At 35.0% G+C, this 24,787-nt stretch carries 15 protein-coding genes; 4 read left to right on the top strand and 11 right to left on the bottom strand.

Annotated features, from left to right (window positions below; all coding sequences use genetic code 11):
• Nucleotides 1-26: 26 nt before the first annotated feature.
• From H3S88_RS06375 to yejK, 8 genes are all read right to left on the bottom strand, one after another.
• Complete coding sequence (locus H3S88_RS06375; RefSeq protein ID WP_198228165.1) at nt 27-2,141, bottom strand: hypothetical protein; 2,115 nt, start codon at nt 2,139-2,141, stop codon at nt 27-29.
• Entirely contained in the window at nt 2,138-3,310 is a 1,173-nt protein-coding gene (locus H3S88_RS06380) for a VWA domain-containing protein (RefSeq protein WP_198228163.1), read from the bottom strand. The genes H3S88_RS06375 and H3S88_RS06380 overlap by 4 nt, the downstream gene beginning before the upstream one ends.
• Nucleotides 3,311-3,318: 8 nt before the next feature.
• The gene (locus H3S88_RS06385; protein WP_198228161.1) at nt 3,319-5,892 is read right to left on the bottom strand and encodes a DUF5682 family protein; all 2,574 of its coding nucleotides are present in this window, start codon (nt 5,890-5,892) and stop codon (nt 3,319-3,321) included.
• 9 nt (nt 5,893-5,901) lie between these two features.
• The gene (locus tag H3S88_RS06390; RefSeq protein WP_370528587.1) at nt 5,902-7,008 is read right to left on the bottom strand and encodes an AAA family ATPase; all 1,107 of its coding nucleotides are present in this window, start codon (nt 7,006-7,008) and stop codon (nt 5,902-5,904) included.
• A gap of 320 nt (nt 7,009-7,328) precedes the next feature.
• On the bottom strand, nt 7,329-11,066 hold the full coding sequence (locus tag H3S88_RS06395) for a DUF4132 domain-containing protein (protein ID WP_198228158.1): 3,738 nt from the start codon (nt 11,064-11,066) through the stop codon (nt 7,329-7,331).
• 438 nt (nt 11,067-11,504) lie between these two features.
• Nucleotides 11,505-15,251, bottom strand: coding sequence for a DUF4132 domain-containing protein (locus H3S88_RS06400; RefSeq protein WP_198228156.1), 3,747 nt, complete (start codon nt 15,249-15,251; stop codon nt 11,505-11,507).
• An 842-nt stretch (nt 15,252-16,093) separates the two neighbouring features.
• A complete protein-coding gene (gene nfo, locus H3S88_RS06405) occupies nt 16,094-16,936 on the bottom strand; it encodes a deoxyribonuclease IV (protein ID WP_198228154.1) in 843 nt (280 codons plus the stop codon).
• A 32-nt stretch (nt 16,937-16,968) separates the two neighbouring features.
• Complete coding sequence (gene yejK / locus H3S88_RS06410) at nt 16,969-17,973, bottom strand: nucleoid-associated protein YejK (protein ID WP_198228152.1); 1,005 nt, start codon at nt 17,971-17,973, stop codon at nt 16,969-16,971.
• A 360-nt stretch (nt 17,974-18,333) separates the two neighbouring features.
• Here yejK and H3S88_RS06415 point away from each other — a divergent pair, with 360 nt between their 5' ends.
• A complete protein-coding gene (locus H3S88_RS06415) occupies nt 18,334-19,725 on the top strand; it encodes an MATE family efflux transporter (RefSeq protein WP_198228150.1) in 1,392 nt (463 codons plus the stop codon).
• Nucleotides 19,726-19,838: 113 nt separating this feature from the next.
• Here H3S88_RS06415 and H3S88_RS06420 read toward each other — a convergent pair whose 3' ends face one another.
• From H3S88_RS06420 to H3S88_RS06430, 3 genes are all read right to left on the bottom strand, one after another.
• Nucleotides 19,839-20,534, bottom strand: a complete 696-nt coding sequence (locus tag H3S88_RS06420; protein ID WP_198228148.1) for a tetratricopeptide repeat protein — start codon at nt 20,532-20,534, stop codon at nt 19,839-19,841.
• 402 nt (nt 20,535-20,936) lie between these two features.
• Nucleotides 20,937-21,824, bottom strand: a complete 888-nt coding sequence (locus H3S88_RS06425; protein ID WP_198228146.1) for a DMT family transporter — start codon at nt 21,822-21,824, stop codon at nt 20,937-20,939.
• An 11-nt stretch (nt 21,825-21,835) separates the two neighbouring features.
• A complete protein-coding gene (locus H3S88_RS06430; RefSeq protein WP_198228144.1) occupies nt 21,836-22,702 on the bottom strand; it encodes a YicC/YloC family endoribonuclease in 867 nt (288 codons plus the stop codon).
• A gap of 157 nt (nt 22,703-22,859) precedes the next feature.
• On the opposite strand from H3S88_RS06430, the gene rph reads away from it, so the two are divergent.
• The 3 genes from rph to H3S88_RS06445 all read left to right on the top strand — a co-directional run.
• On the top strand, nt 22,860-23,576 hold the full coding sequence (gene rph, locus H3S88_RS06435; protein ID WP_039127094.1) for a ribonuclease PH: 717 nt from the start codon (nt 22,860-22,862) through the stop codon (nt 23,574-23,576).
• Nucleotides 23,577-23,589: 13 nt separating this feature from the next.
• Nucleotides 23,590-24,234, top strand: coding sequence for an orotate phosphoribosyltransferase (gene pyrE, locus H3S88_RS06440; protein WP_198228142.1), 645 nt, complete (start codon nt 23,590-23,592; stop codon nt 24,232-24,234).
• Between the two features lie 59 nt (nt 24,235-24,293).
• A partial coding sequence (locus H3S88_RS06445) for a helix-turn-helix domain-containing protein (RefSeq protein WP_232354027.1) occupies nt 24,294-24,787 on the top strand: 494 nt, incomplete at its 3' end.

Raw genomic sequence — 24,787 nt, forward strand, 5'->3', positions numbered from 1 at the left:
ATCCGTTGGTATTGTTTGATTTTTGGTTATGTTTCATCTTCCCTTATCACTATTGGTAATTGATAGTGTGTATTGTTCATTAGCTGGCATAGATAGGCTGTTTGTAGAATATGTTTGATTTCTATCGGTTGGTTTTGTGCTAATTTGTTTAGGGTGTGGCTTAACGTAGTTAAGCCAAGTGTATCGCATTGGTATTGTAATTGGTTTATTTTTTGTTTATCTGCGTTAGATAAGATCAATCGCCCAGAACTGGTGATTGCTTCAAGTAATGCCAGTGTAGGTTTGATGATATATGTCACAATAGGATCTTGTTGGTAATTGATTTGCGTCATCTGTTTTTTTAATACCGGTTCTTTGGATGCTTCAAAGGCTTTATAATTTTTTCCTTTTGGATATAACCATTCATAATCAAAATCCAAATTGGCGATGTTGATTTGTTCGGTTTTCGACTCTTTATAAATGATTGCAAAAGGTTCAAGATCTAAATTACTGTCATTTTTTATGCATTTTACCAATACTGTCAATGGTTGATGAGCCGTTCTTAGCAAAAGGTTTAGCGTATCAATGCGCTGTGAATAATTTCCATCCCAAAAAAGTTGTAATAAAAGATCATTGTTTTTATTGTCTTTTATACACCAGATTAAACTTTGATTAATTTCATCTAATACCGGTTTTTGGGTATTGGTAATATGAATAGCGATGACCTGATCAAACAAGCCGTCACTGACATCACTATTTTGTAGATAACGACTCAGTTCTTTCCAGTTTCGAAAACCATTAAAGGCTCGAAATTCTTGATAATCCAGATCAGTCCATCCTATCGATTTTATCACCACACTCGCTCCAGTACTTGATAAGTTATTGCCTTCAGCAAGAAGAGGATTATTCAGTGAGAATCGTTTTCTCATCAATATATTCGGCATTGATTGCCATAATGAAATACGATGCCATATAGAATATTGATTAAAATTAATGTCAGCCTTATTGGATCTAGCTAGCGTTGTTTGGTAATACTGATTATCGTTAGGGTTCCAAAAGTAAAAAGTGGCACCTTGTGCACCGGTTTTACTTTCCCACCAATAAGCACCTAATGGCAATAAATCTAACGTTTGCTGGTTGCTCTGGTATTGGCGTTTTTGTTTTCCTCGTAAATTGGCAAGTTGTTCACCTTCGCTATTTAATATTGTTTGCAAATGAACGGTTAAGCGAGCTAAAAGTAAGATGATATCTTGCTCTTCAATAGCGAAATGCCGATTAACTTGCATCTCAACTAATTGGCACAATTGCCTAAGCATGGCAGCCAACATTGGTAAACCTTGTGCTCGGGCTGACATATTAAGTAATTGTAATTGGTTAGCTTGGCTGGCACTTACATGCGACAAGCCATGCTCTATTAACGTGTTGATTTGATTTTGTATCTGTTTTATCAAGATAATTTCATCATCACAAAGCTGATCTTGCTGATTATTTTGCTGATGTTCTGAAATAATCTGTTCAGGCCATTGCCAGCTTTTTTGATTTTGTTGGAATAGATAAGCAATAACGGCTAAATGTACGGCCTGTTTTTGCTTATCGGGTAATTCTGAAATGATGCCAGCAAAGCCCGTACCCGCTGTGTAAATAACTGGGGTGGTACTTTGTGGAACTTGAATACGAAGTTGAACTCCCTGAGTTTGCACAGTTACCGCATCGCTTTGTAACCAATCAAACAGTAATTGATAAGCCAGTCGTATATTGGCTTTGCCCACTGTTTTAAATAACTGGCTACTCTCAATTGCTAATAGCTCGGCTAAAGGATCACTATGTGATTTAGAGGATTCAAGTGGTTGATTAAGTGTGTCACAATTAGGGGTAACTTTGGATTCATCGATAAGTGGATTTTCGTGTAACCATAACACAGAAGCTATTATGTGTTTACAATGATCACTGGCTGGACAGCTACACTTTGCCGCTTGAATACCTTGTGGTGTCAGTTTGACTTGTTGGTTATCAACCTCAAATATCAAATGTGATTGATTGTGTTCGATTAATTTAACTTTATTAGCTTCAATATCTTTGAGTGCACGTCGAATGACGCCAACATTAGCATAGACAGCCAAAGCATCTTGATCGTAATTTAAGTAGATTTGATACCAACTCATTTCATCACCTCTGCAAGCCAAGTAGCAAAATGTTCGGGTGTTAAAGCCGCAATTTCCATTCCCCGATTGGCGAGTTCTTGGGCTACTTGCAGATCATAAACGGGGGTTGCCAAGTAATCTAATGCAGCTAAACCCAGCATTTTAACTCGATTAGCATTAAGGCGTGCAACAGTTGTATAAAGGTTAGTTAAATTCACCCCCTCACAAAAATCACTGACCACAACCATGACGGTACGACTTGGATTTATTATTTTTTGTTCCGCATAATTTAGTGCATAACCAATATTAGTACCACCACCGAGTTGTACTGTCATGAGTATTTCGACTGGATCGCTCGCTAAATGAGTTAAATCCACCACTTGAGTATCAAAAACCAATAAATGTAAACGAACAGCCGGCAACTGTGTAATGATACTGGCACACACAGCCGAGTAGAAAATAAAGCTATCCATTGAACCGCTTTGGTCAACACATAAAATGATATCCCAAGGAAGTTGGCGAGTAGCGCGAGAGTTAAAAATGGCCTTTTCAATTATGATGCGTTGTTTATCATGATCAAAATGTTTTAAATTAGCTTTAATGGTTGCTCGCCAATCAAAATTTTGGTTATTTTTAATTAATGAGCGTCTAAATCGATTTTTTTTGCCTGTCATGGCATTAATAAAATTCGTCTGGATTTTTTGTAAAATTTCATCCACCACTTTTTTGATAAGCGCTTTTACCTCATCTTGAACACTGTTACTGAGCTTACCTCGTAAGCTCATTAAAAGTCGTACAGAATTGAAGTTGGGTTGTAACTCTTTAACGGCATTAGGATCGTTTAAAATACCTTCAAGATGATATCGTTCAATAGCTTGGTTTTGCATTCGTTCAAAAGTACTTTTAGGAAATAATTTGCGGGATTGTCGCAACCAATTTACTGTATTATAGACAGAACTCTCTTTTCCACCATATTTTGAGTTTGATTGGTTTTTATCTTCCATTAATAAACCCCGAGAACGATATTCATGTTGATAAAGGTAATCTAAAGCTTGATCAATTTGCTTATCGTATATGCCTAAATTATTATTGCTGTTTAGATGTTCATCGGCGTATTGACCTAATATCAAACGCCAACGCTTAACTTGCTCGTCTGTTTTGCTGTTTTTAGTTTGTTTATCGTTAATCATGCCAATGCCTACTGTTTGAACCAATCGGTAAGATGTAGCTGTTCCATTTTTTCCGTAATAAACAATTCCAGCAAGAGCGCCTTTTGTAGCTGATTTTCACTAAATTGATGCTGTTGAAAATGCAAATCAGCATCAGCAATCTGATATTTTTTTGCAATTTTTTCGGCTAACGAAGCATTTTGTTTTGGATTTAATTGAGAAAAAGCATAACGTAAATCAGGTAAAATTTCGATAAATTGCTCAGGTGACCAATCAATCAGTAATTGATCTAAACTATCCAATAAAATGGATGAATGTATTACTAATTCAGGTGTACATTGCATGATGCCAATAAAATAGCTAATTGCTTGTTCATTTTTAGTACCTAAACTGAAGTTAATTTTTATATTATCTTCCAGTTGTTGTTGGTTTAAATAGGAGTCTAAATAACTCATACTATCGATAGCACCACGAATCAAAGGAGCCTGAGTTAACTCTGGTTGTAAACGGGACAAATTATGGTAAAAATCCTGTTTAAGTTGCTTAACATCAAGCTCATCGGGCAGATAATTTAATAAATCTCTAAATGAAAGTAATACTTTTAAATTTTGCTGTTGCTGTTCATTTTCATGTTGTTTAAGTTTATTTAACAAGAAAAAACTCTGTTTAACAATTTTAGTTAATAACGTAAGTAAAGTGGATGTGGCTTTAAGTTGTAAAAAAGTTTGACCTTGCCATAAGTAAACCATACGGTGTCCACAATGGATGAGTGAACTCAATTCACCATCACTTTCAATAAAATCTGCAAAATTATCAACTAAATGGTTAAAGTAATCATCTAATCCCATTAAAGCAGCATGGGTTAACTGCTCAACGGCGATAAGACTTACCGACCCCGTCTTATCGTGTATAAGCTGCTCGGCGTCCAATTGCAATTTATTTATAGCAATTTGTTCCAGCTTAGCTCCCTGCTGAGATAATTCAATCAATCTTGCTTCAACCATTGGTGTCCAAGCATAACGCCAATCTTCAAACATCACATTTAAACGTTGGCCATGAATGTAATCAGGACCATCAAGTCGATTAGCAAAACCAACATTTAAAAAGGTCATCAAGTGCAAAAAACGGCTACGTTGTCGATGATTAGGCTTGCGATAAATATCAATATGAGTAAGTTTTGGGTTGGTATCATCCAATTTGAAACGATATTTTTTTAAAGTTAAATAGATGTCATTAACCAGTGGTGGCTGTGACGTACTAGTCGGCACTTGGCCTAGTAGATTGCCTGATAAGCAACTTTGCACTGACAACCAAAACTCACTATGCGTAGTGTCAATGCTCTCTTTAATAAAGCAAGATTGAATAGCATCGAATAAATCATATCGCCCTGCTCCAACATGTCCACGCAAATCAGCAAGTAATGTAGCTTGTTCAATGGCTGATTTTAAAGGAACAAATCCAGTTGAACTATTATAATTTGGTTGTTGGCGTAATTTATCGGCAATTTCAGACAGTAAAGCTAAGGTTAACCGTTGGCGATATTCTCGCCCTGATTGTTTTTTATTAGTCGCTTTATCATAATGCAATATCGATTGCCAAGCTGCTTGATAATACGCGGGTGATGGCATACCCGAAGCATAACCATTTAACGCATCAAGACGATCAAAGCTGTAACGAATTAGCCATGTTTGATCGTTCGCACTATTTTTTTGTTGGCGGTTAAACTGTGTAACATCTGATCTTTTAGGTAATACAAGCTGATTTTGCCATAATCCCTCTATTAACGCTAAAGTATGAAATCCCCCTGTTACTACGACAATTTTGGCTTGTGGTTTGGATTTTTTTAGCTGACCAATAGCGGTTAACATATACTGTTCGCGCTGGACTGATCCTTCCGCAATTAGCGACTCTTGTGTGTAATCAAGCCTTGACATGGCACACCAAACAAACGTATCAACAAAAAACGTCTGCCAATCAGCGATTTCATCATAATCTTTTAATTCAAATAGATGCTCCCAAACTTCATCATGATCTCGGCAGTGCAGTTTTTGCATTAAACGTTGTATATATTGGCTGTGTTTAAGATAAATTTCAGAAAGTAGAGAACGATTATAATCCGAATCATAATCAATACTTTGATCCGTTTGTAAACTCCAAGGCAAATCAATAAATTGTATATCAGCCTGTTGTTTTTTTGCCATTTGCATTGCCAACCACTCCGGTGAGTAATGACAAAATGGATAAAATGCTGAATAGGTAATTGATTTAGGTGTTATATCGTCGGTATCATCAGTATCATCTTCCGTTTCTGGCTCGGAACTTGTTATTAGTTGATCAATGTTTTTTTTGGTTTGACATAGTACGGCGATAGGTGGCTTTGTGTCACTATGTAATAATTGCGCCATAATAGCCTCAAAGCTAGATGGCGCTTCTATCAATATATGTGTTGGCTGAACTTCCTTTATCAACTGTTTTAATGCATAGCTGCATGCGGGACTATGATGGCGCACTGGCGCAAAATAGATCTGTTCTTGCTGTAGCGCTTTTAGGCTTTCTACCGCTTTTGATAACCGTTCTGGTAATAGTGAATGGCTGATTGTCATAGCGATTTGTTATTTCCAAAAAGTTTTTGATACTTGATAAAAACTACGCCAAATATCGGATTTTTTAGCACGTTCACGTACCACATTATCCATATAAAACTGGATTCTTTTAATATCATCCGCATTGTCTTTCAAAACAACGCCAATCAGTTGTTTGGCAATTTGTTCACCTGTCAATGTTCCATCACCAAGATAATGGGCATCTAACGCAGATGCATAGGCAATGTTCACCGCCTCGGCCGTTGACATAACTGCATCAGGTGTTTTTAATTTGGCACCCTCTGTGGTTTGACCTTGTCTGAGTTCTTGAAAGGTGGTTACCAACAATTCAATGACATCAATAGGGATAACGATTTGTGAAGTTAATTCGCCTAACTCTTGATTAAGCTGGCGTTGTATTAATTCAATTTCAAAACTTTTATCAGCAATAGGATTAACGGTTTCGAAGTTAAAACGACGCTTCAATGCCGCAGACATTTCATGCACGCCACGATCTTGTAAGTTTGCTGTACCAATAATATTAAATCCAGGTTTAGCTTTGATAACGCTGTTAGGCCCCATTTCGGGAATCATCATTTGTTTTTCGGACATAATCGATACCAGCATATCTTGAATTTCAGGTTGGCATCGGGTTATCTCTTCAAAGCGGACTATTTTTCCTTGTAACATACCTTGATAGATAGGTGAGCCAATTAATGCCCGTTCAGTTGGTCCTTCGGCAAGCAGTAAAGCATAATTCCATGAATAACGGATATGATCTTCGCTGGTACCATCTGTCCCTTGAATGGTCAAATTCGAATCACCACTTATTGCTGCTGCCAGTAATTCAGATAACATGGATTTTGCTGTGCCGGGTTGCCCCACGAGCATTAAACCTTGTTTTCCTAATAGTGATACAATTGCACGATCAACTAACGGATCGTCACCAAAAAATTTACGGCTAATGCCTAATGTGTCGTTACCTAAAATAAATTGACGAACGGATTTTGGTGATAATAGCCAACCTTGGGGTTTATTATTGTCATTATCGGCTTTGCTTAACGTTGCCAATTCTTGGCTATAACGCTCTTCTGCAGTGAATCGTATTACTTGTTTCTGATTTACCATTTTTTTCATCCTTTCAATCTAAATCAAATTCGCTTGATACGTTGGCAACCGCCATATAATCAACAAAACTCTCGGCTAATAACCCAAGCGAGATGTCATTAGTATCGATTTTTGCTGTTATCATTACTTTGAGCAACAATATCAGGCATACTAAACAGTCTATAAATCCGTTTATTATATTTATTCGTTTTTGATAATACCTTTAGATCATCAAGAACCATGGCATCTTTGTCATATAAAATTTAATGACAAATCAATTCAGGTATTAACTGTTCTAAATCATGTAAACCCCATTGCAATCAAGAAAAACATGATCCCTCAACTTCTAGTCATGTATCCCATATCACTTTATTTTGCCAATTAGGGTCAAAACCATTGGATGCGTCGGCTACTGCTATATAGTTAGCATAACCTTCGGCTAATAACACTTTGGGTAGTTTATCAAGCGCGATTGCGCTATCTTTGAAACCTTTTTTATTACTGAAATAAAGGTTATAAAGCACTGCTGGAATATTTTCTTCAGGTAGCATGCTACCACTGAATTCAATATTGATATAGATATTGAGAGTGTCAAAGTATTTATAGTAACTATAAAAACACCCGCCATCTTCAGCATTATCACGCTCGTAACCCAATTTCTTTAAAACATCACGTAAGGTAAAACTATCGGTTAACCAACCTAAACGGTCATCAATAATACCATTTTTAAATTTACTCATATCGGGTAATGAAGTACTAAACTGATCAAACAATGTATTTACTTTGTATTCTTTAAGATACGCTTGCCATTGTGCGGTATCATCACTTGAGAGTAAAGCTGAATGAGCAACGGTAATAAATTGATTTTCATAGAGTAAAACTTCTGCACCATATTCATTTGTCGTAAAGTAGCCTTTTTCATTAGACCTAAAACTATTGATGAGCTGACCATTTTTATCTAATTGTAACCAAACCAAATCTTGAATTAATCGACTCACCAGTGGATGATGTTGTAAATATTTTTGCCAATCCTTCACTCGCCATCGACGCTTGGTACACATGGCTTGGTAAAAACGGCTAATTAAGAGTGACACCGCTACACTTTCTTCAATACCACAGATTAACGCTAATATTCCTTTTGCTTTAATGGCTGAGCCAAGATAGGTTGTTAATGTTTCATTTTTAATTTCTTCAAAAACCTGCTCATAAGTTATATCTTTATAGTCAGAATAAAATTCTGGATAGCGCTGATAACTTAAAATACGTTGTTGCAAGCGTTTATCGGCCTCTGCATTGGCTTTGGCTTCCGCCTCTTTCAGCGTTGGCGTTCGGGTATCTTGATTAATGAAACTTTGAAAAATAAATTCGCCTAATTGCTGCTGACTTTGGGTGCTTAACAAGCGATTATAGATCGTTAACAGCGGATTAATCGGATCTTTTAATTTGAACGCTAAACAGATCCACCACTGAATAATTTGTGAATCAACTTTATCACCATTATGCCAAGTTAACGTTGGTATTAAGTTAAAATCAAACCAATCAAGGCCAGTGGGTATTTTACCTTTTAAGCCTTGTTGGGCATCCGCCAATAATTTTTTTGCAGTTAAGTGCTGACTAATATCTTCACCCATTTTTTCCAATGCTACTAATATCGCCGCTTGTACTGTTTTGCATTTTTCTTTTTTTAGCACAGCATTTAATGCATTAATTGAGCTTTTTTGTCCTAACTCGGCCAACCAATTAGCTGCGGCAATACGTACCTTTTGTTTCGGAGAAGATAAAGCTTGTTCAACTTGAATATGTATATTGGGGAGCTGCCTTAAAGTATCTTGTGCTGCATAACGTACTTGATTATCTATATTGAGGTTTGGTCTTAAGACATACAGTTTATGTTGTGTATATTTACTTTCGTTTAAAGCTAATTCAAACAGATAAGCGACATATTTCGCTGGAATCGTTGGAAACATCTGTAATATTTTTATGGGATAAGCTTTATTAATAAAATAAGATGTTTGTTGAGGAGCCAAACCCAATGCTTCATCAATTAAAAATTCATTTTCAGCAAAAAAAGCCCATAATTTATAGGGTTCATTCTCATAAATGTTATGAAAATAATCACTAGATAAAAACACCCAAGCGATTTTATACTTAACATCAGGAATAATATTAATTTTTAACAACACATCAGCTACTTGTCTAAGATCGAAATTTTTAACAATGTCATATTTTGCGTATACATTTTGAAAATAGAGACAATCATGTCTATCTTTAATTAAGAGTGTCATTCTAAATAAGTGGTATAAAGAAAATTCAGGTAAATTTGATAGTCGATCTTTAGTTGCTAAAAAACTAACATCAATTTTCTTATCAAGTTTTTTGAATAATGTTGAGTAGTCGATTTTACCATTCAAATAATCAAAGATAATATCCAGAGACTTTGATGTCACTGTTTGCAACAATTTATAACTGTTTTTTTCATAATCCCATGATGTATTATTTTCTCTGTTTTCCGCTAGCTCATTTTCCATCAATTTTTTACATTCGATAAGATGTTCGTTAAAATTCTGTTGTAAAATATCACGAGCTGTGATTGGCAATGGCGTGTCAACAAGTGGTTCAAAAACAGGAATAATTAAATTAGCTTGCTGTTTAACTGTATTGCTAGTTTCTAATTTCAATAAAGCAATTTTAATGGTAGCTATAACTGTTTCATCTCTTTCGTTAGCTAAAGCCTGTAGTAAAATTGTCGGTTCAAGAATGATTCGAGAGAGCAATATTGCGGCATGAGCACGCTCTTTAGCCTCTCCTGAAGTTAAAAAGTGTTGTAATTGGGATTGAATCCGTTCATGTGGTAAATTAAATAGCATTTTTGTGGCTAATTGGTTAACCGGTTTGAAAGAATTTAACGCCTGCATGGCAATAAAATCAACCAATTGCAACTGAAGCTTTGGATATCTTTGAATGTATTTAAGTTGTTCTATCTGTCCTAAAGGCGCTAAACCCAGTGAGGGGAGTTGTTTAAATAATTCAATGCGTTCTTGAATATAACTCAATAACCCATCCAACTGCGTAAAATATCCAAAAAATTGATAACGATCAACAGCAATAAAAGTAATATATTTACGGTCAAAAATCGCGAACAGCAACTTATCGCCTAATCCTTCTTGTTCAATTTCAAGTAATTGATGTAATTTGTGGACTGACCAACTTTTGCGCAAATAAATTCCGTTTATACAATATTCTTCATAATAAGGTGGTAACTGAGTAATCAGTCCATCATATAACAGATAGATAAACCATGATGGAGTTTGCTTACTTATATGTTTAATAAAATCTAAATGGTCACATAAAATGGCTAAAATCCGGGCAAATCGAATGATTTGCTCTGGTGTATAAACATCCATCCAAAACTTATAAAAATCAATACGAGCTTTTACCGATGGATGAGTTTTTGGTTCAAATTCATCCCATGTACTATAATAATCAGAAGGTCTTCTCAATAAGTCATAAATGTCATTAGCATTATCGGGTATTTGGCATAATTTATCAAAATCGTCTAACACATCAAGTTCATCACCATGCAAGATATATTGCGTTATCCGTTCTGGTAAAGACTTGTCTAATTCACTTAATGGGTTAAAGATAGTGATGAGCAGTCCATCATATAACAGATAGATAAAACATGAGAGGATTTGCTTATCTATATGTTTAATAAAACCTAAATGCTCACATAAAATGGCAAAAAAATGGTCAAATCGAATGATTTGTTCTGGTGTATAAACATCCGTCAAAAGCTTATAAAAATCAATACAGCCTTGTGTCGACGCATAACTCTTTAATTCATATTTATCCCATGAATCAGGATAACCATAAAGGCTTCTCAATAATTGATAAATTTCATTAGCATTATCGGGTATTTGGCATAATTTATCAAAATCGGTCAACACATCAAGTTCATCTCCATACAAGATATATTGTGTGATCCTTTTTGGGAAAGATTCGTCAAAGTTACTTAATCGGCCAAAGATAATGCTAATTAAGTGTCTAGATTTATGTGGACTTGTTGATAATTGTTCAGTTGTTTTCATATTCCTTTGTTTTCATATTAAGATTCAAATCTTAGGTATCCATTTATAATTTCAGCATATTTATAACTTTTAATTGCTATTCATTCCAATCTAATGTCGCCATTTAAATAAACATAAAACTATCTAAATCAATACACATCAATTCTTAATGTTTGATAAGTTTATTGGACGTTATCAAATAATGGCTACGAGCTGGAATTTTATATTCCTTATTATTTTTAGTTTTATTTATTAAATTTATTTTTTACTTTATTGTTTTTCATTATATTTTTACGCGATCCATTTCTGTTATCTACTTAAAACTAAAATGTTTAACATCGAAAATGGTAAATAAGTATTACTACTTTTAGTAGCAATACTTTTGTACACTAATCTCGACAATCATATAACCCATAACCAAATCAAGGATGATGTGTTTCATCAGATTTTGACCATGTTTTACCATATTAATTTATCTTTCCAATTAGGATCAAAACCACTACTAGCATTTGCAACAGCCATATAATTAGCATAACCTTCGGCTAATAATACTTTGGGTAGTTTATCGAGCGCAATTGCTCTATCTTTGCATCCCTTTTTATTACTGAAATAAAGGTTATAAAGTACTGCTGGAATATTTTCTTCAGGTAGCATACTGCCACTGAATTCAATATTGATATAAATACCTAAACTGCCAAAGTATTTATGATAACCATAAAAACATCCGCTATCTTCAGTAGTATCACGCTCATAACTCAATTTGGTTAAAATACCACGAATGGTAAAACTGTCGGTTAACCAGCCTAAACGGTCATCAATAACGCCATCGTTAAATTTGCTTATCTCTGGAAATGCATGACTAAACTGCTCAAACAATGGGGTTATTTTGTAATCTTTAAGATGCGCTTGCCATTGAGCTATATCATCACTCGCGAGTAACGCCGAATGGGCAACAGTTATAAAGTGATTTTGATCAAGTAAGATTTCGTCATCTTGATTGGTTATTAAGCTACCATCTTCAGTTGGCCTGAAACTATTGACAATCTGACCGTTATTATCCAATTGTAACCAAACTAAACGTTGAATAAATCGTCCCACAATCGGGTGTGGTTGCAGATATTTTTGCCAATCTTCTACTCGCCATTGACGCTCGGCACACATAGCTTCGTAAAAACGGCCAATTTGCATAGTGAGCAATTGATTAAGCTCTTTTTTACTATTGCTGAACTGTTTTTTGGCTTCTTTAACTAATTCAGGGTTTTCGCTTTTACGTGCTTCAGGTAATGCTTTGATCTTTTCTCCATTAGCATTTTTCAATTGCCATTTAAATTGTTCATCTAAACTAACAGTAAAGGTACGCTCACCATAATCAAGAATTAACAAGCCATTATCATCTAATCCTGCCGTCGATATGGTGCGGTCTGCCAGTTCTTCTGTACTCCAGCCTGAACGTTCAGCAATACTTTCTACCAAATATCTGGCCTTTTCTTGAATGGATGCCGTACGATAGCGACGAGCTAATGACAATAATAGTTGAATAATCATAGGATCATCACTGTTTGCCAGTGGTTCAAGCATCGCTTCAATTTGTGCTCGACGTTGATAATGATTTTTCATAAAACTGCGTAAGAGAGACACTGCAATAGAGCCTTCAATACCACAGGTTAATGCTAATATTCCTTTTGATTTAATGGCTGAGCCAAGATAGATTGCTAATGTTTCATTTTTGATTTCTTCAAAAACCTGCTCATAAGTAATATTTTGGTATCTAGAAAATTGTTTTGGATAGCGCTGATAATATCCAATATAGTCTTGCAATCGTTTATTGGCCTCTAAGCTGGCTTTGGCCTCTGCCTCTTCCAGTGTTGGCGTTCGGGTATCTTGATTAATGAAACTTTGTAAAATAAATTCGCCTAATTGTCGCTGACTTTGGGTGCTTAACAATCGATTATAAACTGTTAACAGTAGATTAGACGGATCTCTTAATTTGACCGCTAAGCAGATCCACCACTCAATAATTTGTGGTTCAACTGTCTTACCATTTTGCCAAGTTAACGTCGGTATTAAGTTAAAATCAAACCAATCAAAATCGGTTGGTATTTTACCTTTTAAACCTTTCTGGGCATCAGCCAATAACTTTTTCGGCGTTAAGTGCTGACTAATGTCTTCACCAAATTTTTCGAGCGCAATCAATATTGCTGCTTGTACTGTTTCGCGTTTCTCTTTTTTTAGTGCAGCATTTAGTGCTTTAATCGAGCTTGTTTTTCCTAACTCGGCCAACCAATTAGCGGCAACTATACGTACCTCTTGTTTTGCGGAGGATAAGGCTTGTTCAATTTGATTATGTATATTGGGGATCTGTCTTAAGGCATCTTGCGCTACATAACGTATCTGCTTACTTTCACCTAAAGCTAATTCAAATAGATAAGCGACATATTTAGCTGGAATAGTTGGAAATAGCTGTAATATTTTTATGGTACAAACTCTATCAATACGATCATAACGAGACTGAGCGAATTGTAGAGGAGCAAAACCCAATGCTTCATCAATTAAAAACTCATTTTCAGCAAAAAAAGCCCACAATTTATAGGGTTCATTTTCATAAATATCGTGAAAAACATCACTGCTTAAAAACGGTAGTGCAATTGTATATTCAACATCTGGAATGATATTAATTTTTTTAAACACATCAGCTATTTGTCTAAGATCGGCATTTTTAACAACGTCATAGTTTTCGTATAATCGATTAAAATAATAAGTAACACTTGAATCATCAATTAATCGTCTCATTCGAAATAAGTGAAATAAAGAAAATTCTGGTAAGTTTGATAATCGATTTTTAATAAGTAAAAAATCAAAATCAATTTTCTCGTCAATTTCTTTGTATAATGCTGAGCGATCGATTTTACCATTTAAATATTCAAAGACCTTATCAAGAGACTTTAACGTCACTGTTTTCAACCTTTTATAACGGTACTGATTATAACTCCATGATGTATTATTTTCTTTGTTTTCCTCTAGCTCATTTTGCATCGCTCTTTTACATTCGATAAGGAACTCGTCAAAATTTTGCTGTAAAACATCACGAGCAGTAATTGGTAATTGTGTATCACTAATTGGTTCAAAATCAGGAATAACTAAATTCGCTTGCTGTTTGGCTTCATTGGCACTTTCTAATCTCGATAAAGCACTTTCAATGGTAGCAATAACTGTTTTATTAGTTTCGTTGGCTAAAGCTTGCTGTAAAATTGTCGGTTCAGAAATGATTCGAGAGAGTAATATTGCGGCATTAGCGCGCTCCTTAGCCGAGCCTGAAGTTAAAAAGTGTTGTAATTGGGGTTGAACCAGCTCATGTGGTAAGTTAAATAGTATTTCTATAGCTAATTGATTCACCTGTTTGGATGTATTTAACGCCTGCATTGCAAGAAAATCAACTAGTTGCAACTGAAGCTTTGGATATCGTTGAATATATTTAAGTTGATCAATCTGCCCAAAAAGTGCTAAACCGAGTGAGGGGAGCTGCTTAAATAATTCAATTCGTTCTTGAATATAACTCAATAATCCATTCAATCGGTTAAAATATTTAAATAAACCAACACGTATAACAGGAATATTTTGACGGTCAAAAATGGCAAATAGTAACTTTTCACCTAATCCTGCTTGTTCAATTTCAAGAAATTGATGTAATTGTTGTACTGACCAATTTTCACGTTCAATAATTCCATTTTCGTTTTCGCAATCATCATAAGATGGTAACGTGGTAATCAGTCCATCATATAACAAATAGAGAAACCATGATGGGATTTGCTCGTTTATACGTTTAATAAAATGTAAATGGTCAATTAAAGTGGCAAAAACTCGGGCAAATCGAATTATTTGTTCTGGTGTATAAATATCGGTCCAAGACTTATACACGTCAATGCGAGCTTTAAATGATGGATGAAGTTTCTCATAACTAAAGTAATAAAAACGTGAACGATAAATACCTGAGGGGCTTTGCAATAATTCATAAAGATCATTTGCCTTATTAGGTATTTGACATAATTTCTCTAAATCGACTAATACATCAATTTCATCACCATACAAGATATATTGTGTTATCCGTGTTGGTAAAGATTTATCTTGTTCACTTAATGGCTTAAAGATAACGGTAATTAATTCTTCGGATGTGTGAGTTTTAGTTGATAATTGTTTTATTTCTTTCATATTCCTTTATTTTCCTATTAAGGCTCAAATCTTGGGTATCCATTTGTATTTGCAACTTATTTGTAGCTTTTTAATCGCGACTTATTCTAATTCAATTTTGCCATTTAAATAAATATAAAACGATGTAAATCATTACAAATCATTTCATAATGACTAGATAAGTTTATTGGGCATCATCCAAAAATGGCTACAAGTTAAAGCTATATATTTTATACTATTTTTTAGTTGTATTTAATTAAGTTATTTTTTTCTTGATTGTAATACATTAAAGATTATTTGTACTCGAGCCATTTCTGTTATCGAGCCTAAACTTAAAGTTTTTAATATGCAAAATGATAAAAAAGTATTACTACTTTTAATTACACTCCACTCTCACATTAATGTCGATAATCACATCTAGGTATAAAATATTCATGTAATGGATGGATAGAGATGAAAAATGATAAGGCAAAAACATAAACAGAAAATATACTAATTTGTTTAACATTTTATTTCTTTATTCCTTTTATTAAACAAACGGTTGCAACCAAATAACTAAATGATCCATTTCTATTAAATTTTTTTAATATTATTGATTTTATTTTTAAATTAAAAAGATAGTTTTTGCCAACAACTTTTGCCATAAAAATAATAAAAAGTAATATTTATTAAGAGCAACGTGTAATCGAAAGCTAATTCATTGGCTAGATATTCAATTATATTAAGTGTGATATATGTAATGTTAGGGATAGATGGAGCTTGGTTTTGTGGCGCTTGTGAGCATAAACACCACAATTTAATAAGAGCAATAAACTAATCATCATTATTTTTTGATTAATTTGTTATCGTTTTTTTCATTCTCACTACTTAGCTTGCTCTTTTAACCAAGCAATCTCCTGAGCCCAAATATCTGGGTCAATGGTTTCAAGAATGAGCGGTATTTCGTCAATTCGCGGATCTTGCATGATAAATTTAAATGCTGTTTGACCGATGTTACCTTTACCTAAACTGTCATGGCGGTCAACATGGCTGGCGAGTTCACTTTTGGCATCGTTTAAATGCATGCCCCGTAAATATTTAAAGCCAACAATCTTTTCAAATTCATCAAACGTTTCTTTACAGGCTTTTTCGGTACGTAAATCATAACCAGCAGCAAAGGCATGACAGGTATCAATACAAACACCCACACGAGTTTTATCTTCAACTTTGTCAATGATTTGTGCTAGATGTTCAAACTTATAACCTAAGTTAGATCCTTGCCCAGCCGTATTTTCAATCACAGCAACCACGTTTTTGGTTTTATCTAAAGTGATATTTATCGATTCAGCAATACGCGCTAAACAGTCATCAACCGATATTTTTTGTAAGTGACTACCCGGATGAAAGTTTAATAAGGTGAGTCCCAACTGTTCACAGCGTTGCATCTCATCTAAAAAAGCCGTTCGTGATTTTTCGAGTTGCTCATTGTCAGGACTACCTAGATTTATCAGGTAACTATCATGCGGTAAGATCTGTTTACTGGTAAAGCCATACCGTTCACAGCGTTTTTTAAAGCTATCAATCATGGCTGATTCAAGTGGCTTAGCATGCCATTGTCTTTGATTTTTTGTAAATAAGGCAAAAGCTGTTGCGCCAATTTGATAGGCGTTGATTGGAGCATTATCAACTCCCCCTGCTGCGCTAACATGTGCACCAATGTATTTCATATTTTTATGTTCCTGATAATTGGATGTGATGATTATTTTGAACCGCTATTACGTTGTAATTGATCGCGTAAATTTGGTGGAACACCTTTAATCACTAGTGTATCAGTTTGCGGATCCCATTTAATTCGTTCACCTAATAAGTCAGAATCAAAACTTAAGGTTAATCCACCGCCACTACCTGAGAATTTTTTGAGTTGACGCAGTGCACTACGATCAACTGGAAAGGTCTCTTCTAAATCGTAATCGCTATTTTTTACAAATTCAGCAAAATTATTTTCACCATTAGCCGGCAATTCATTAGCCAGATTTTTGAGTTCGATCTCTTCGCCTGCTTGTAATTGAGCTTGACAATAATTATAGACATTTTCACGGGCGCTGGTTTTGTCTTGTTTATCAAATTGCATTTCTTGGCAATAGTCATCAACCGCTTTCACTAAAGTTTTATTTTGAGCTTTCGCATCTAATCCTTCACTGGCGCCTAAATAGTCCATAAAAAAGTCAGACACTTTGCGCCCAACTCTCCCTTTTAAAAAGGTTAAATAGCGTTTTGAATCTGGTGTGGTTTCCCATTCAGTGATATCAATTCGTGCAATAATATCAGCATGATCAATATCCAAATATTGGGTTTCGGTTATATCAAGCTGTTCATTAACTAACATACTTGAACAGCTATTTAATACTGCAATAATTAAGTATTCAACAGCTAGATAACGGTAATGACAAAAGACCACCGTGCCACCTTCGGCAAACGGGTATTTAGCGAGTTCATTGCGTAGTTGTTTGGTCGATTCTTGACTAAAATGCAAAAAATCTTGGTTGCCTAAACGTAATTCTTTAAGCGATTGTTCAAACAGACTTTCACTATTGAATAGCCCATAAGCTTTGCTTTTATTATTATAAATACGGTTAATATCCTCAATTAAATTGACAACCGCTTGTTGATTGCTTAGCATTGAATCACGAAGTTGCAGTTCAATTTCAGTGTCATTTTTTCTGATTAATTTATGTAAAATAACTTTTTCTATTTGTACACTCATTTAGAATTCCTGTTTGGATGGCAAAAGTAAGACTACCACTATTTTATCAAAGCACTAAAAAAGTGCTATCCACAATTTATTAGTCTGATTAGATAACAAATGATAATTAGTTAGATTTTATACTAAAACGTATAATTAACCTGAAACTTCTTTACAAAATCTAATGGTATTTAAGAAATATTAATAACGATAACTTGAGTCTTAGCGGCTAAAAAACCTCACCAACTCATTTTTGATAAGACAACTTCATAAGTGCCATTAGCATAGTGATAAATAATGTAATTAACAATAATATTTTTTACTAAAACGTAATGTTAATCTGAAACTTTTTTACAACCTGTTATATTTGGAATAAATAATATGGCAAATCCTCAAGATATTTATAATGATTTTAAGAATAAAAAAATCAGTTTATTATTTTGGCAATATGCACTTCCCTCCATTATTGGGACAACCGTCAATACCCTGTATAACATTATTGATGGGGTTTTTATTGGGCATTGGATTGGGCGCGAAGCATTGAGTGGTGCAGGCATTATTTTACCCGTTATGAATCTTGCTGCGGGTATTGGTATGTTAGTAGGTATTGGTTCGGCGAGCCGTATTTCTATATTTTTAGGTCGAGGTGAAATCGATAAAGCCGAAAAAGTTGCTGGTACTTCGTTCATGTTAACGGCGGTACTTAGTGGTATAACTTTAGCGTTATTGCTTTATTTTATTGACCCTGTTTTACATTTTATTGGTTCAAGCCCAACCAACCATATTTATGCTCGTGAGTTTTTAGAGGTATTTTTGCCGGGTAGTATTTTTATCACATTGACTTTCAACTACAACAATATGATGCGAGCAAGTGGTTATCCTTTTAAAGCTATGGTAACTATGTTTATTAGCGTGATTGCCAATATTATTCTTGCCCCAATTTTTATTATTGCTTTAGGTTGGGGCATGCGAGGCGCAGCTTTTGCAACCACCCTATCGATGTTTATTAGCTTTTTGTTTGTAATGCAGCACTTTGTTAGCAAAAACAGTAATATCAAGCTATATCGTCGTAATTTTAGACTTGATATAACTTATATTAAATCGATTCTATCAATTGGTATGTCGCCATTTGCCATGCAAGTTGCTGCGTCTGTGGTAGTGGTATTTATAAACTGGCAATTAACTCACTATGCGCCGATTTCTCATGTTTCAAGTGACGATGCTATTGCCGGTTATTCAAATGCAAATCGATTAATAACCCTGATTATTATGATTGTCATTGGCGTTAACCAAGGAATGCAACCAATCATTGGCTATAACTATGGTTCAAAGAATTATAAACGCGTGAAAGAGACCTTTTTCTACGCAGTAAAAATCGCTACTGTGATCACGAGTGCTGGATTTATATTAGGTTGCTTTATGCCTGATGTACTGGTTAGAGCATTCAGTTCCGAAGCGGATTTAGTTGCTATATCAGCTATTGCACTAAGGTATACAACGCTTTCATTTGCGTTTGTTGGGTTCCAAATGGTGACAACAAGCTTTTTCCAATGTATTGGTATGGCTAGAGTTTCTATTTTACTCAGTCTTTCAAGACAAATTTTAATTTTATTGCCAACACTTTATATTTTACCGCTATTTTTCGATTTAGATGGAGTTTGGGCATCATCACCTACTGCTGACCTTTTATCAACCGGTATCGCTTTTGCAGCACTCTACTGGTATTTTAAATCGATTAAAAGTCGGCATTATCCTAAACAAGTTAATCCGTAATATACTAAAATTAAAAAACAAAAGGGGCACTTTGCCCCTTTTAAATTTTATAAAGCCGTATTACTTATTGCTATTAACATTACTGATTATAATTTTTAATTCGATAAACAAACTCATTGACAAATTGGATGTTCTACACCGCCTTCACATCCTTTTTCAATCAATTCCATTGCTTTGTTATGATCTCTTGTTAGACCGGCAGCTCCATTTTCATACATGACCCCTAGATTAAACTGAGATTCTGGTTGCCCTTGTTCGGCTGCTTTTTCAAACCAATATCGAGCTTTATTGAGATCTTTATCTATGCCGTCACCCGTTAAATACATATCCCCTAAATGATACTGTGCATTTACAAGACCTAGCTCGGCTGATTTTTCAAATAATTCTTTTGCTTTTAATGGATCTTTAGCTACACCTCGGCCTTCTTTGTATAAACTAGCTAGATTAAATAGAGCATATTCATCATTTTTTGCAGCACCTTTTTCATAAAACTCTTTGGCTTTAGCATAGTCTTGGTCAACTGTTATGCCATTCTCATACATATATCCTAAATTAGATTCAGCTCCAGAATGGCCTTGTGCCGCTGCCTTTTCATACCATTGTCTCGCTTTCAACGGATCTTTTTCAACCCCCTCACCTTGAAAGTAGCGAACACCTAAATCATATTGCGCTTTTGGGTCATTATTTTCCGTTGCCATTTTTAGTACTTCATCATAAGGTACATCTTTTAATGACTCTTTAACTGCTTGTGCACCAGCAGGTCCCGCTAAAAATAGAAATAACAAACCAGAAGTAAGTAATTTTTTCATATTTATCATCCCCTTTTATTATTTGTGATTATCTATGATTTACTATATTTTGATTAAAATATAGTCTGTTTATTTTAACAACATCTATTTAATTATCCAGTATCGTAAAATATTATTTTTTAAATTCTTATTACATGTGTAAAAAGTTGAAAGGTCTATTTAATCTGTATGAATTTTATTATTGAGATAGAAAGAGTTAGAGATTTTTTCTTGATTTTAATCTGTCAGAAATAATTAATATTTTTGCTATTTCATCAAAATAAGAGGTCTGTTATTTATTTTAGAAAAATATTCTTGGCTTACTTATTAAAGAAAAAATTGTAAAAGACAAAAAACAGTATTGATGAGTAGCGGATTGAATTAATTTTTTTATAAAATAGCTAAAGAAAAAATACCAAATATTCAGTTGTTAGCCAAACTTGATAAGGTTACCATAATCAGACAAATAAAGATCAACAGCATGCCAATCCAACCAATTAATGATAAGCATTCACCCACAATTAACATAGCAAGAATCGCAGCAATAACGGGTTCAAGTAAGGTAATGGTTGTTGCCATACTGGCCGAGATTTTTGATAATCCAAAACCGTAGCAACGATAACCTAAAAACATCGGTATCAATGCCATATAAAATCCAACTGTCATGTTATTCCATGAATTAACAAAAGCAGAGCCCGTTATTAACATAACAGGAATTAATAGTAATCCCCCACAACCAAAAGTAGCGCCCATTGCCGCTTTAGTATTAACGCCTTTTAACATTAATTGCCTTGCTGACCATGAATAGAGCGCGTAAGTCAAGCCCGCAACTAATCCTAATAAAATACCTAAATTAACATGAGTATATTGGATTGTTGTACTTGCATTGTCAGAAAAAGCTAACATCACCATTCCAATAATCCCCAATAAAGCACCCATAGCCCACTGTTTATTGAGTTGAAAATCACGACTAAAATATTCAATTATCGCCGATAAAATGGGTGCTGAACCAATAGACACAACGGTACCAATGGTTACACCAGATAAACGCATAGAAGAATAAAATGCTAAAGGATAGATAGCTACAGCAAGTACCCCCACGATCAAGAATCTGCAATGTACCGCTAATAAAGCACGATCATGAACAATCTTAACGGTAGCCAATCCACATTGCAAAATCCCGCCAATACCCATAGCAAACGAGCCGATAAATAAAGGGGATAAAGCTGGGGCAAACGTGGCTGCCGTACCTGTCGTGCCCCATAATAGTGATGCCAAAATAACGGCTAAAATACCTAAATACTTATTCATTAAATAACAGTTTATTCAATGTTTTGTACTTGTTCTCGGATTTGTTCAATTAAGACTTTAAGTTCAATCGCGCTAGCGGTTACATCAGCATTAATTGATTTTGACGCTATGGTATTTGATTCACGGTTAAATTCTTGCATCATAAAATCGAGTCTGCGCCCGACTGCTTCGTTTTTCTTTAAAATTGCGTAGGTTTCTTTAACATGAGTCATTAAACGATCAAGCTCTTCAGCTACGTCAATACGTTGAGCCATCAATACGATTTCTTGTTCTAATCTTGACTTGTCGAGTTCAATATTCGCTTCAGCCAATTTATTTTGGAGGCGCTCTTTTTGCCATTCGAGTATTTGTGGCATCCATTGACGAATTTTTTCAACTTCTGTCGTAATACTGTCTAAACGTTGGATGATAAGATCACGTAACACTTCTCCTTCACGTTCACGCACAGCAATTAATTCATTAATGGCTTCATCCAATAATGCTAAGATTTCTTGTGATATGCTATCAAGATTTTGCTCTTTAGCTGATAGCACACCCGGCCAACGTAATACATCAATAGGATTAACGTCACCAGATTTATATTCAGTTTTAATCCAATTAACCGCACTAAGAACCTGTCTTGCAAGATCCTCATTTAAAGATAATTCTTGATGCTGCGAAGCAGGATCGAGTTCAAAGCGTAAATTGCATTCAATTTTACCGCGTGTTAATCGACCTCGAAGTCGTTCTCGAATAATCGGTTCAAGTGTTCGAAACTGTTCAGGCATACGAATATAGGTTTCTAAGTAGCGTTGATTAACCGAACGCAACTCCCAAGAGGCCGTCCCCCATGATTGGTTAATTTCTTTTCGGGCATAGGCAGTCATACTTGAAATCATAATTGGATCCTAAATTTATAAAAAACTTGCTGGGCATTGTATCATAAATTCTGTATAATGCGCTCTTAGCTTAGGCTAAACATCAATCCTTTCTTTAATTGATGTCCTCCTAAATGATAAATTCAAACATTTTTTTATATAATAGCTGGAGAATTGCATGCGCCCGTCTGGTCGAGCTGCGGAACAAGTCCGCCCAATCAAAATAACCCGTCATTATACTAAGCATGCAGAAGGTTCTGTATTAGTTGAATTTGGTGAAACCAAAGTACTGTGTAACGCAACGGTTGAGGAAAGTGTACCTCGCTTTTTAAAAGGTCAAAATCAAGGTTGGGTTACAGCAGAATATGGCATGTTGCCACGCGCAACCAATTCAAGAACTCAGCGTGAAGCGGCAAAAGGGAAACAAACAGGTCGTACAATGGAAATCCAACGACTTATTGCCCGTTCATTAAGAGCCATGATTGATCTTAAATTACTTGGCGAATATACCATTACCCTAGACTGTGATGTCATTCAAGCCGATGGCGGAACACGAACAGCATCCATCACTGGTGCATGTGTTGCTCTTAACGATGCAATTAATAAAATGATTGCTGATGGTAAATTAAAACAGAACCCAATTAAATCATTGGTTGCAGCTGTGTCTGTCGGAATTGTCGAGGGTCAAGCAGTATGTGATTTGGAATATATTGAAGATTCCAATGCAGATACAGATATGAATGTCATTATGACTGATGACGGACGTATTATCGAAGTACAAGGTACTGCCGAAGGTGAACCATTCAGTCATGAAGAATTATTAAAACTGCTAGAACTAGCAAAAAATGGTATTGCAACAATTATTGATGCACAAAGACAAGCCTTAAAAGATTAATTGGAGAGGATCGATGAAATCATATAAAAGTGAGTTTATTGAATTTGCTTTAGATAGGCAAGCACTAAAATTTGGTGAATTCACCTTAAAGTCAGGACGAAAAAGCCCTTACTTTTTTAACGCAGGATTGTTTAATACAGGTAAAGATTTGGCTTTATTAGGTCGCTTTTATGCTGCCGCATTGATGGATGCAAATTTAAACTATGATGTCATCTTCGGTCCTGCCTATAAAGGGATTCCGATTGTTTCATCAACAGTAGTGGCCTTATCTGAGCACTATAATGTTGATGTTCCTTATTGCTTTAACCGTAAAGAAGCTAAAGACCATGGTGAAGGTGGTAACCTAGTTGGTAGTACTATTTATCAACAACGTGTTATGTTAGTTGATGATGTAATTACTGCGGGTACCGCAATTCGTGAATCAATGCGAATTCTAGAAGATAATCAATCAAAACTGGCTGGTGTATTAATTTGCCTTGACCGTCAAGAAAAAGGTCGCGGTGATTTATCTGCCATTCAAGAAATAAAGCAAACCTATCATTGCGAGGTTATTTCAATTATCACATTAGATGATTTGATTCATTACCTTTATCAAGATCCCTCACGAAAAAACCAAGTTAAACTGGTCGAAGACTATCGAACTCAGTATGGAATTTAAAAAGCGTCTTAATGAAGTGACCCCCAATAGTTGGACAACCAATTACAGGGGGTCTTTTTATGTCAAAATATAGTCGAGATTTAAAAATTATCATAGCTAATGAATTCTTATCAGGAGAATCATCGGAAATTCTTTCAAAAAAATATGCGATATCTTCTAGTCAGATTCGGTATTGGTCGCAAGTGGTTGCGATTCATGGCGATAACTCCTTTCAATCAACACCTCATTTACGTGATGCCGAAGCAAGATTACAAGCACTAAAATTAATGTGGACAAATAATTGGTCTCTCGGGCACACTAGTGCTATGCTTAATTTAAGCTCCCCCGGTCTTCTATTTGTTTGGCTTGATAGATATTATAAAAAAGGTTTCCGGGGGCTTGAATATCGTTCCAGAGGAAGACCCTGTATGAAGCAACCCCGTATTGAACCCACTCACAGTGATGATGAAAAAACAATTGAAGCATTAAAAGAGGAAATAGCTTATCTACGAGCAGAAAATGCTGTTCTAAAAAAGTTAGAAGAGCTGAAGCAAGCAAAACGTCAACAAACAAA

The sequence above is a fragment of the Gilliamella sp. B14448G11 genome (assembly GCF_016101765.1).
GTDB classification, from domain to species: domain Bacteria; phylum Pseudomonadota; class Gammaproteobacteria; order Enterobacterales; family Orbaceae; genus Gilliamella; species Gilliamella apicola_N.